Source organism: Rhizobium sp. PP-F2F-G48 (genome assembly GCF_004342335.1).
Taxonomy (GTDB): domain Bacteria; phylum Pseudomonadota; class Alphaproteobacteria; order Rhizobiales; family Rhizobiaceae; genus Ferranicluibacter.
Map to the genome: position 1 here is coordinate 1 of NZ_SLVH01000015.1, position 11948 is coordinate 11948.

An 11948-nucleotide genomic window follows, 5' to 3' on the forward strand; every position below is an offset into this window, starting at 1 on the left:
GCAAACATGTCAGAAACGGGATGCTGTCGCCCGTCGAGTTCGAAAAGCAGCAGAAAACGTAACCCGAGGGTGTCTACGAAACGCGGGGCTATTCAAAGCCGCGTTCCAGTTTCGTCTGCATAAGCTGGCGCTGCACTGGATTAAGGCCACTTACATGATGACAGAAGACCAAGCAAAAAAAGCAGCTAGTGCACTTTATGCAGTCGCCAGCCCCATGCGCATTCAAATATTTTTGGCTTTGGATGATGTAGAACTGATGGTCGCAGACCTTGCAGACAGGGTACGTCTGTCGCAGTCTGCCACCTCTCAACATCTAAAAATCATGACAGGCTCCGGAATACTGGTTTTCCGGAAGGACGCGCAGCGCCGGTATTATACGATCGATCCTTCAATCTGTGAGACATTCCGGAAGTTGGTATCAGTCGCGCTAAATCGATAAACTCAACCGGCAAGACGCTGACGGCACTACGGCGGACGCCCCCAAGCTTGAGGGCTCAAATCCATCCTATGTTCAAGATGATCCATATCTTCAAGATGTCACACCAGCTGGGGCGTGTGGATTCGCGCCCTGCTCATAAGATGGCAGAGGATTGAGCGGAGGCATTATGACCAGGTACTATTTTCACGTTCGGAACCACGGAGTTCTTGAAGAGGACTTAGAGGGAGCGGAGTTCTCCTCTGTGGAAGCGGCTCATGATGAAGCCCTGAAAGCTGCCAGGGAAATAGTCGCGGAAAAGGTTTTGGCGGACGATGTGATAAATGGTCACTGCTTCGAGATAACTACCGAAGATGGCGAAGTCGTCCGCCGGGTTCCCTTCAGGTCAGCTCTACGACTTGAGTAAGCCGCCACCTTGAGCCGCATTTAGTGTGTGGCGCCATACTCAACAATTGCCTCACGAAACTCGTGGGAAATTGCGACCGAGCGCAGAAGCTGCTCGGAAGTGCAGTGGCCTTTTTGGAATTCGGCGAAAGTCCTCACTGCCAAAATCAAAGCGGTCGTGCTCTGCAAATCGACATCTGCCGCTCGGCAAAGCTTCATGAATGTCTGCTCAATGAGCTCGAAGTCATCAGGGTATATGACGCTGTTGTGGGTAACGGGATCAGGCATTAGATTTCTCCTCCCCAGGACACTGCCCTTAAGGCTGCCATCATCCAAGCAGTATGCAACTTGAGTTTTCACGATCGAGAATTATCACTAAGCAGGCGTTTACACACCATCCCAAGTATTAGGGGTGCTAGTGCTTATACTCGCCTGCAGCGCTGGCACAGCGATGATTATATTTCGAACGTATTCAAGTCCCTAGCGCACCCGATAGGTTACAGGACAGGTGAATTAGTCTCCAATTATACAGTTGTTTTTGCTAGTTCAACGGTACAACGTTGTGACCTCATGTAACGCATCGTTTAACATCTTTTGGGAAATGCAACCATAACGCGGTCCCGAGCATGAACTTTTGGAAGTCTCTTCTCTTGACTCTGCAGCCAGGGACATCCGCTGGCGAGGAAAAGGAGGATAAAATGTACAATCGTTTAGTGACCTACTCGATGGCAGCTCTACTCTCGTCGGCGTTGATGTTGCCGACAATTGGTGAAGCTCGGGATCGCAGCAATTCGCGCGGCGTTGGCGTCTCTATCGGCGGCAGCAACGGGATTAGCGTGAGCATCGGAAGTCCCGCACGTGGTTCCGGCCTTGGCGTCGGCGCCTCAATAGGTGGAAGCAAAGGTGTGAACGCCGGGGCTGGCGTGTCGAGCAAGCCGTCGTCCGGTCTCGGCGTAGGCGTTGGAGCAAGTGTTGGCGGAGCTAAGGGCGTGAATGCTGGCGTCGGCGCAAATGTTGGTGGAAAACGTGGCGTAAGCGCCGGTGTCGGTGCCAGCGTTGGGGGAAGCCGCGGGATTGCTACGGGAGTCGGTGCATCCGTTGGGGGTTCCAAGGGCATCAACGCCGGAGTGGGAGCGTCGGTTGGTGGAAGCAAGGGCGTGACGGCCGGAGTTTCTGCCGGAATTGGAGGGTCCAATGGCATCGGTGCCGGCGTTGGCGTTGGGGTCGGCGGAGGCACAGGGGTGGGAGTGGGTGTAGGGATCGGCAACCCCCGCCCTGATCCGGTTCGCAGCCAGCCGAACAAGCCTACCATCCCCAGCGTTGGGAACGCAGACGGCGGCTCCACACCTCCTCGTACGCCAAACGATGTCGCAGCGGTCGAGACGTTCGGCAACATGTCACGATCCGAGCAGCGGCAAATGCTCAAGACCTGTCGTAATGTGTCAGCCGGCGGCTTCGATGCGTCCCTCGTGAAGCTCTGCAGGCTTTTACAGACAGCCAGCCGTTAGACGTCCCCAGATATGTGATGGTTCGACCTACCCCGAAAATTCTCGGGGTAGGTCCCGATCTTGGCATATCCGCTTCAACTCCTGACACAATGGTCAGCTGTGGATATCCCTCATTCTCCAAAGGAAGGCCCATGACCCTCTTCTTCTTTCATCTCCACCATCCCGATATCGAGATCCGCGACGAAGTTGGCCTGGAATTAGCTAACCTGCGCGACGCGGAGCGTGAAGCTAAGAATTCCATATGTGAACTCGTGGCAGACAATTTGAAGGTAGGCATCAAGTTCTCCCTCTTGGGCATCCGCATCTCCGATACTGACGACAATACCATCTCCGTAGTGCTCAGCCGTGAAATCCTTAGAAGATCCATTTCTCACGAGGTGCTGGCAATCGATGGTTCTCAGTTCGCCACCGGCGACACCGAGATCCGACGGGCCATCCCTTTTCCCGCCGGCACATAAAAAGATACCGGCGCGGTAAGTGGGAAGAGACAGAAGTTCGAGCTATTCGGCTTGAGGGTCAATCCAACCTTTATCGCGGCAGAACTGCTCGGCGGCTCGAAAGCCCGTCCGCTGATTTGGATACGGTCCTGGTAGGGTGTATTCGTTGCCCCTGAATGAGACGATGACCGACTTCGAAAACACATCGAAGAAGATAGCCATTCCGAGTTCATACCGCATTTCTGTCTCCATCGCTAAGACGGCAAATTTACGAACTAGGACTTCGTTCCCCGCCTTTCACATAGCGCGCAGACGGTGTACAGCCTACCAAACCGGAGCGGGGAAGCGGAGATATCCCCACATGCGCTTGACCGTGATCGTCACCGTACTGTTTGCCGGGATCGCCACACAGACGAACGGCGCGATATATCCGGTCCAGACAGATCCGGGCCGCGTCGTCTCGATCTCACTCTCGCGACTGATGCTGTAGGCTCGGAGTACCGCATTTCTCCGGTAGCTATCGTCAGTCGTCAAAGCGTCTGAACCCGAGGCTGCCGGCACGACAGAACTCTCCGCGGAGAAGCCTGCCAGGCGCACCCGAAAGGCGCGTACCCCCAAGACTTAGGCTAGCCCTGTCCAGCTCTCGCTCAGGCCAGCGGCCGAAGGCGCTGGATGGTCATGTGGCTGACATCATAAGATCGGGCGATTTCGGTCAGCGGTTCGCCGCCAGCCCTGCACTGCAAGGGCTCGGCCTGTCTGGCAGACGTCAACTTGAGCGGGCGCGACCTCGGTCGTCTGGCTGGCGATCAGCTCCCGCTCGATCTCAGCTAACCCCCCGAAGATAGCCAGGTACATGCGGCCCGAACTGGTGGAGGTGTCGGCGAATGGCTGAGCCAGGTCGCGGAAGTTGGTACCGGCATCAACGATCTAGCTAACGATCCGGAACATCTGAAAAATCGAGCGGGCGAGGCGGTCGGTGCGCGTGACGACGACAAGATCGCCTTCGCGCAGACTTTTCAGCATCCGCAACAGTTGCTTGCGAACGTCGCGGGCACCGTTGGCCTTCTCCTGATAGATGACTTCGCATCCAGCCTCTTCCAGGTGGTCGAGCTGGGCCTCCAGGGTCTGACCCACAGTGCTGACGCGGGCATATCTCACAAGACGTAAGGGAGGTGCGGTTTGTTCATGACTTATGTTCAGTACAAGCGCCTGTTTTGGCAAGCGTCAGGATCGTGAACACAAGTCTTGACTTATGAACGATTATCACCCTTCCGAACAAAGCGCTCGTAAGCCCAATATGTGATGAAAGCTGCGACTCCTCCAATGATTGCCGTTGCAACGAAAGATGGCTCTCCCCATTGGCTCTGATATGCAGCACTTCCAACGTAGATTATTATACCCGTCGTTATAGACGGAATAAGCAAGTTCATAATCCATCGATTGCTGTTTCTATTCATATTTCATCCTGCTTTTGCTGCTTTGACTTGTGCCATAATGGCGATTTATGCAGCAAATGAGCAAGGGCACTCGACCCAACTGGGGGGGCGCCCTTCAATACATGGGAGACTCGAACCCCCGACCCGCCGATTAGTAGTCGGCCGTTCTATCCACTGAGCTACATGTCCAAGGTGGACGTAAGTATGTCATCAAAGGTTATCAAGTGAGGCGCTCTAAAAATCGTCGCCATTTCAGTGGTTCATCACGAATTATGCAAGATGCACGAAACCCGATTTTTTTAATTTTTCATGAACCAGTTTAATGGGCGTCCGGTGCACGCAAAAAACCGGTTGTGCCGGAACAGCACAATATCTGCGTCTGGAGCTGACTGAACATAATTCGTCATTTTTGAGCATATTGGCTCTGTGTGCATGTCACCACTGCAGTTCGATTCCGCTCAAGGCGGAGAACTTACGTCCCGTATTGCGACCTATCCTTTCGAGCGTTATACTGTTTTTGAAAAACAGTATAACGCCGGAGTCGAGCTTATGAAATCCGTCGACCTGATGTACCAGACTATGCTGGCCGAGCTAGGTCAGCGCTCGCTTGACGCCGCTTGGACGGCTGATTTCCCTCCAGAGGGGCGATTTACCCCTGCGACCATCAAGGGACGCAAGTATTGGTATTTCGACATCCCGGATGGACACGGTGGTACCAAACGTCGCTATGTTGGTCCTGCTGACGATCCGGATATAGCACAACGCGTATCTGATCATAAGCGGGACAAGGACGACCTACGCGCTCGCAGGCGGTTGGTAAATACCCTGACCCGCGAAGGTGGGCTGATTTCCCCCGACGCCATGTCGGGCGACATTGTCGAAGCTCTTGCCGACGGGGGGCTCTTTCGACTCCGTGGTGTTCTTATAGGCACGGTGGCCTTTCAATGCTATTCAGGGCTGCTGGGCGTGCGCCTTCCCATGGCTGCCATACTGACCGGCGATGCGGACATCGCTCAGGATTATGCCATCAGTCGAGAGGTTGAAGATAGTCTGCCTCCGATCGTGGAGTTGCTGCAGCACGTCGACGCCAGTTTCCGGCCCGTTCCACATAGATCGGGATCAGGGGCCTCGTCAGCGTTTCAGAATGCCGACGGCTACAGAGTTGAATTCATGACATCGAACCGTGGCTCGGACGACTACGTCGATCAGCCAGCGAAGATGCCTGCTCTTGGCGGTGCTAGCGCGGATCCACTGCGCTTTCTCGACTTTCTCATCAGGGAACCGGTCAGGACAATCCTGCTCCACCGAAGCGGCATCCCAGTCGTTGTCCCTGATCCGGCTCGGTATGCCGTCCATAAGCTCATAGTCGCCAGCCGTCGGCACACCGACGGGCAAGGGCCAGCGAAGCGCGAGAAGGACATTCGCCAGGCCGCGCTGCTTTTTGAGGCGCTGCAGCAGACAAGGCGATCCGCTGACTTGGCCCTCGTCTACAACGAAGCGTGGGAGCGCGGCCCTGCGTGGCAAGACGCTATCCGAATTGGGGCGGGGATGCTGCCGGCACCAGATGCAGACCGGTTCAAAATTGTCCTAATCGACGGCGCAAAGAAAAACCGAGAAGAAATTGAACTTCCGTTCGGCGAATAGACGTACTTGAATTGAGTGCCAAGCTGCTGATCTCGTTGGAAGTGGCTCACACAAATAGGGTGCCGAGAGTCCGATTCTGTTCAAGAGCACCGACCCCGAGTGGTTGTTCGGCGGAATTAGATTTTAAATAGAGCGCTCTAGCCGCTACGTCAGGTCGTGGAGGTCTTTCCCCAAGGCCCGCCCCAATTGCCACTCACTAAATCTTACCTCCAAGCCTGCACGTTCGGGAGTGCAGCACATAGGGCCGACAAAATAATTGTCCGCCCTTGAGAAAGGGCATAGGCGGACCAGTGGCCAAGTCTGCCCATCGTCTGAAGCTTGTATTCGGAGAACGCCGCTCTGGACGGTCACCCTTATCCAAAAATCTGATGGGTCGCCGTCATATCGTCCCGTTGCCCAGTCGGAGACTTCATCGGTCAGCACACTGCCGAGCAAGCCATATCCATCCGAGAACTCGATCCCGGTCTTAACCCACCGTCTTTCGTCGAGCCTGACCATGAGTCCAGCCTGGTCGTAGAGATGTTCAAAATTCGCCTGGACTCGAACCTGGGCGGTGAAATCGCCTTCGGTTTGGAATGCGTAGAAGTGGCCGCTGTCGCGGACAAAGCCATAGTGTGTTTCTCGCCAAAAATCGGTGTAGGCGTCAGTTGTTACGAAAAGTTCGGTATCAGAAGCATCTGCTTTTGTGGGCTCATTGAGCCACAGTCCGTTTTTAAGACTCTGCAATGGCGTCTCCTACTACAACGAGCGGGCTTGCTCAGCCGCATCTCGTAAAGCGATAGTTCCTAGAGAGCCCAATTGCTATCAACAGGCAAGGTCTGACAGGCGTCTTAAGCTTGGAGCCTGCATTGCTGACATCCAGGCCGATCCGGAAAATCAGAAAAGCGGACGGACCGCTCGGCCTCAAATCAGATCATACGTATCCCAACGCTAATGTCCGCTGTTGGCCGATATCGTTGAAAAACTCGACGGACTATCCGCTCAGACGCCCTCCTTGGTCTTTCGGACGCTGAACTATGCCGTGATCTGCCCCGCGCCTTGGCGCAGGGTGATGGTCGATGCCGCCCTCAGGCGGCGATGGGACCGCATGGCGGCATCTGAGGCCTGAGTTTGGCCAGCCTCCTCAGGTTCTGTGCCGTTGCCGCAAGCAGGAATTCGTCTCTCGCACCACATGGCCCTCGAAGGCGCAACCTTGCCATCCGCAGAATGCGCTTCAGGTGAGCGAAGAGCATTTCGACCTTCTTTCGACGATGCCGTGATTGCTCATATTCCGGTGTCTTGGCAATCGCTCTGGCGACATCGCGTGCATCCTCGTTGAGATCGCGCGGTATTTTGCGCATAGGCATGTTCGGGCAGCAGCGAGGCTTCATCTCACACTGATCACAGTCCTTCTTGCTGGCACGATAAAGCCGGGTCCCCTCGGCCCAGCGCCGAGGAACTGCGACGCTTCGATCATTTGGCGGAGGTCCTGCTCGAACCCGACCGTCATCGGGAAGAACTCCGTTTACTCTATTGCGCTCCAGGGTTCGGCATGCCTGGAGAGGTCTTTAATGCTGTCAGGCAAGTTCGTGAGACGGTTTCGGTCGTGCAGTAGGTTCAAAGCTCGTCGGCTGAAGTTCTGCATGCTCGTGTACTATGCGACCGCAAAAAAGTGACGCTGTTGCCCCATTCTTGCCATCAAGATTGTCGCGGCATTTTTCCGAACGGCCAATGGCGCTTGGCCAATGTGCGGGGAAAACACCGTCTACTCTGCACTCCTTACACTGCCGCGGTTCATTTTCAGCTGAGCACTTGCGTTATTGCACGCGACAATTCGTCCGGGCCAAATGGTTTCGCAAGAAGGGATGTGCGCCGTGAATCGCTGAGCACAGGCGCGGTGTCGCGCCCTGTGGCGAAGACGATCGCGATCGCAGGCCACCTCTGGCGCACCATAATGGAGAGCTGCTCACCACTCATACCAGGGAGACCAAGATCCGTCAGGATGATGTCCACGCTCTGCTGCTCGAGCAGCAGGAGTGCCTTCTCACCTGACGCGGCTTCAAAGACCTCATGACCAAGCTCTTCGAGCATGTCCGCGGTAGCAGCCCTGATCAGGGCCTCATCTTCCACGAGCAGGATGGTGAGCTTGGCAGTGGAGTGGGGGGTAGCGTCTGCGCTGACAGCCGGCGAGGCGGCCGGGGGCGTGAGCGCTTGTTGTTCTGCCATCACATCCGTGTTCCGGGTCAGCACCTGCCTGATCTTCCGAGCGAGTGCTTCGCGGGCATACGGCTTTGAGAGCAGTTGAACACCGGCGTCAAGCCGTCCACCGTGGACAATGGAGTTCTCTGTGTAGCCTGAGGTGAAGAGCACGGCGATATTAGGCAGACGTTCTTTGGCTTTCTGCGCGAGATCAGCGCTCTTGAGCGGACCCGGCATGACTACGTCCGTGAACAGCAGGTCGATCGGCACACCGCTTTCGATGATTGAGAGTGCAGCGCTGGCATCCGGTGCCTTCAGGACACGGTACCCAAACCCTTGCAAGGTCTCGACGACGGTTGCGCGCACGCCTTCGTCGTCTTCCGCAACGAGAATCGTTTCGGAGCCTCCCTCGACCGGACCGTCACGCCGGATTGACGTCCGCTCTTCATCCTCCCGCGAACGCGGAAGGTACATTCGGATCGTCGTGCCCAATCCCACCTCGCTGTAGATCCGGACATTGCCGCCAGTCTGTTTCACAAATCCGTAGACCATCGACAGCCCAAGGCCTGTGCCCTTGCCCTCGGGCTTGGTCGAAAAGAACGGATCGAACACCTTGTCGATAATGTCGCTCGTCATCCCGGAACCTGTGTCGGTGACCGAGAGCATGACGTATTCGCCAGCCACAACATCGTCATGCTTGCGCGCATAGGCCTCATCCAGCATGGCATTGCCGACCTCGATCGTCAGCTTGCCGAAGCCGTCCATCGCATCGCGTGCGTTGATGGCGAGATTCAGAAGCGCGTTTTCTGTCTGCATCGGGTCGATGAGCGTATTCCATAGGCCCCCTGACACGACAGTTTCCACCTCAATACCTTCTCCGATCGTTCGGCGAAGCATCTCGTCCATGTTGCGCACCAGCCGCCCTGCATTGACGACTTTTGGGTCAAGAGCTTGTCTTCGACCGAAGGCCAGAAGCTGAGCCGCGAGCTTCGCACCGCGCTCAACGCCTGCCAGTGCATTGGTGACCCTCTTCTGTGCCTTGTCGTTTCCGGCGATGTCCCGCGCAAGGAGCTGAAGATTTCCGGCAACCACCTGCAGCAGATTATTGAAGTCATGTGCGACCCCGCCCGTTAGGTTGCCGATTGCTTCCATTTTTTGCGCCTGCTGAAGGGCGAGTTCAGTCTTGCGAAGGGCTGCGGATGCCTCACGTTCCTGCGTGACATCACGCCCTAAAGCATGAATAAAGGTGTCGTCGGGCACTGCAGTCCACGAGATCGTTCGATACGTGCCATCCTTCGTGCGATATCTGTTCTCGAAGGAAAAGGTTGTCACACCTTCACTCAGTTTCCCGACCTCCGCCAACGTTGCCGCAAGATCGTCCGGATGAATGAGGTCCATGAAGGAGCGCCCTACGAGTTCGCCCTCGTCCCAACGGAAGACCGTTCGCCAGGCTGGATTGACAGCGGTAATTGTTGCCTCGAAGTCCGCAACGAGCATGATATCGGTCGACAAGCGCCACATGCGGTCCCGGTCGGCAGTGCGTTCGGTAACCCTGTCTTCAAGGGTCCTGTTCGCTGTCTCCAGCCGTGCCTGAGCTTCTCGCTGATCCTCTATATCCGTGTTTGTGCCGATCCACCTGACGACCTTCCCATCATCATCCCTCATCGGGACGGCTCTTGCGATGAACCAGCGGTACCAGCCAGTTGCTGCCTTCAGGCGAAACTCCGACTCGTAGGTTTCACCAGCCCTCACAGCAGAAAACCACTTGGCAGCGGCCTCCGGCAGGTCGTCCGGATGAACCATCTGCGTCCAGCCGTTTCCGACGAGATCGTCAAATGTAAGACCTGAGAATGCATAGACGCGATCGTTGAACCAGTCGAGCTGTCCCTGTGGCCCCGCTGTCCAGACATGGTTGGGGAGTGCCTGTGTCAGAGCCTGAAAGCGGGCGTCACTTTCGCGCAGTTGCTGCTGGGCGCGCCGCGTGTCGGTGATGTCCTGAACCACGCCGACGAAGCGGATCGGTGTGCCGCTCGCGTCGCGCTCGAATTCACCTTTGCGGGCGATGAAGCGCTTCTGTCCGTTGTCAGCACGTCTGATCCCATACTCGACATTCAGTAGAGATGCCCCGATCCTTCGGGTTTGGGGATTAGAGGCGGTGCTGCGATCTTCTGGCAGAACAAGCGCTTCGATCTGCTCGATGGAAACGTCGTCGATCTCCGGCAGGCCGTAGATTTTGCAGAACTCGGGGGTAGGGCTAAGGATGTTGGTGATGAGGTCTAGCGAGAACACTCCGACCCCACCTGCCTCCTGGGCTCGACGCAACCGTGCTTCAGCATCGTGAAGAGCTTGTGCTGCGATATGCTCTTTCGTCCGGTCTCGAAGAACCTTTACGAAACCAACAACGTCTCCTTGCTCGTCAACAAGAGTACTGATCTCACCGTTCGCCCAGAACCGTTCGCCGGATTTGCGGATGTGCCAACGCTCGTGATGTGCTGTGCCAGATGCAAGTGCGGCGCTCATCGCCTCACGTGCAGCACCCGCCTCGCGGTCTTCGGGCGTCAGGATCAGATCCCAGTGCTGCTCGGTGGCCTCGTCCTTGTTCCAGCCGAAAATGCGGCGCGCGCCCTCGTTCCAACGAGTAATCTTCCCATCAAGGTCCAAAGCCATGATTGCATAGTCGACCGCGCCATCCAGGATCTGGCGGCTATACCGCTCGGTTGCTCTCAGTTCGCCATCGGTCACGTTCGTCACAGCCTGTCATGCAGTAAAATCCTGCACTCAGCCATACGCCTCATCTTGCAGATGTCGAGTGGTATTCAGCTGCAAACGCAAGCGACGGTCAATCACATGCATAGGGGGAGGCGTGGGTTCCTCACGAAGTTGCCGGAGATACCGCGTGCCTGTCCTCGTAAGACGATATCGCGCTTTGAAGCGGGGTGGGCTCGAATTCCTGTTCAGCCCTGTTGAGCATCCCGTGGCGGAAGGGAGTTCGCGTGAGCAGCCGCTTCGCCGGAGTAAGGAAAGTCGTCCCCAAGCTGACGGTTGCCGTCGTAGACCTTGAAGGCCGGCCCTTCGACTTCAATAATTTTGTATCCGTTCACGTATTCGATCTTTGGGGTTTTCCAACCCATGAGGAGCCCTTCCATAAAGGTCCGGTTTGATTGCTTGAAAACAGATGTTGATCGTCAGAGCGTATATTTTTCCTGCAGCACGCGGTGTGGTAGCTGGCACAGTTGTCTATCAGTTCGCTGCACAAAAGACGAATTACCCAATGGGCAGCTAGCGGGTCGGCCACGCGCGCATCTTTGGGGGTCTTAAAAAATTCAGCTGCCGGCACGATCACGCCATCCACTGTGCACATACGGCCAGAGCCTCGGTGCCTACAATGTCTCCGGTGTCTATCCAGACAATCGGGTGACGCCACGCTTAGACACTGTTGTCCTTGAGAGCAGCTACCTATAGATGGCTTCCAAACGCCTGGAAATGGCCGCGGTACGGCGGCGGTTCCTTTAGTTAAGACAGCCCAAGCCACCAGATCCTGACGCTGCCTCTCGCCGCCTCAAGATTCCGTGCACGCTCGTTACGAATAGGCAAGACAATGAATGATAAAATAATGGACAACCTCAGTGGCATGTACTTCACCGTCGACGATGGCGATGGAAGCTATGCAACGGGGCAGGTCATTCGGATAGCTACTGAGGGTGCATACTTTGTCAGATTTGAAGGTGAAGAAATCTCTTTACCCATGGAGCTCGTTTCAGTCGGAGAAATGCTAGAGGCAACAGATGATGACTACAAGCTATGGCGCTTCTTCGATACGATCGAGGAAAGAGAGAAATGGACGAAGTGGCTGGACACACCTTCAACGCCTCGCGTGATTTCCCTGGTTAGGCCGCCCAAATAACCCGATCTGATCGCATTGGCC

At 55.9% G+C, this 11948-nt stretch carries 10 protein-coding genes and 2 pseudogenes; 6 read left to right on the top strand and 6 right to left on the bottom strand.

What is annotated here, in order from left to right; genetic code table 11:
- Together C8J36_RS25205 and C8J36_RS23210 are read left to right on the top strand one after the other, a co-directional pair.
- Positions 1–439 (top strand): metalloregulator ArsR/SmtB family transcription factor (locus C8J36_RS25205; RefSeq protein WP_207897614.1); only part of this gene is annotated, 439 nt, incomplete at its 5' end.
- A gap of 166 nt (positions 440–605) precedes the next feature.
- Positions 606–842: a hypothetical protein gene (locus tag C8J36_RS23210; protein WP_132537659.1), complete on the top strand. Its 237-nt coding sequence runs from the start codon at positions 606–608 to the stop codon at positions 840–842.
- A 20-nt stretch (positions 843–862) separates the two neighbouring features.
- Here C8J36_RS23210 and C8J36_RS23215 read toward each other — a convergent pair whose 3' ends face one another.
- Positions 863–1108 (bottom strand): hypothetical protein, encoded by a 246-nt coding sequence (locus tag C8J36_RS23215; RefSeq protein WP_132537660.1) that lies wholly within the window; start codon positions 1106–1108, stop codon positions 863–865.
- Positions 1109–2459: 1351 nt separating this feature from the next.
- On the opposite strand from C8J36_RS23215, the gene C8J36_RS23225 reads away from it, so the two are divergent.
- Positions 2460–2786: a hypothetical protein gene (locus tag C8J36_RS23225; protein ID WP_132537661.1), complete on the top strand. Its 327-nt coding sequence runs from the start codon at positions 2460–2462 to the stop codon at positions 2784–2786.
- 340 nt (positions 2787–3126) lie between these two features.
- A complete protein-coding gene (locus tag C8J36_RS25670; protein ID WP_281029269.1) occupies positions 3127–3255 on the top strand; it encodes a hypothetical protein in 129 nt (42 codons plus the stop codon).
- Between the two features lie 200 nt (positions 3256–3455).
- Here the strand turns inward: C8J36_RS25670 and C8J36_RS23230 are convergent.
- Positions 3456–3923, bottom strand: a pseudogene (locus C8J36_RS23230) (recombinase family protein).
- An 827-nt stretch (positions 3924–4750) separates the two neighbouring features.
- Between C8J36_RS23230 and C8J36_RS23240 the strand changes: the two are divergent.
- A complete protein-coding gene (locus C8J36_RS23240) occupies positions 4751–5845 on the top strand; it encodes a GSU2403 family nucleotidyltransferase fold protein (protein WP_132537695.1) in 1095 nt (364 codons plus the stop codon).
- A gap of 144 nt (positions 5846–5989) precedes the next feature.
- On the opposite strand, the gene C8J36_RS23245 is transcribed toward C8J36_RS23240, so the two are convergent.
- The 4 genes and pseudogenes from C8J36_RS23245 to C8J36_RS25085 form a co-directional block, all read right to left on the bottom strand.
- The gene (locus C8J36_RS23245) at positions 5990–6571 is read right to left on the bottom strand and encodes a DUF1349 domain-containing protein (protein WP_132537662.1); all 582 of its coding nucleotides are present in this window, start codon (positions 6569–6571) and stop codon (positions 5990–5992) included.
- Positions 6572–6912: 341 nt separating this feature from the next.
- Positions 6913–7254, bottom strand: a pseudogene (locus tag C8J36_RS23250) (transposase); the annotation flags it as partial.
- A 370-nt stretch (positions 7255–7624) separates the two neighbouring features.
- Complete coding sequence (locus tag C8J36_RS23255) at positions 7625–10774, bottom strand: PAS domain S-box protein (protein WP_245506715.1); 3150 nt, start codon at positions 10772–10774, stop codon at positions 7625–7627.
- Between the two features lie 203 nt (positions 10775–10977).
- Positions 10978–11154, bottom strand: a complete 177-nt coding sequence (locus tag C8J36_RS25085; protein ID WP_165915150.1) for a hypothetical protein — start codon at positions 11152–11154, stop codon at positions 10978–10980.
- 467 nt (positions 11155–11621) lie between these two features.
- On the opposite strand from C8J36_RS25085, the gene C8J36_RS23260 reads away from it, so the two are divergent.
- Positions 11622–11927: a hypothetical protein gene (locus C8J36_RS23260; protein ID WP_165915151.1), complete on the top strand. Its 306-nt coding sequence runs from the start codon at positions 11622–11624 to the stop codon at positions 11925–11927.
- Positions 11928–11948: the final 21 nt, after the last annotated feature.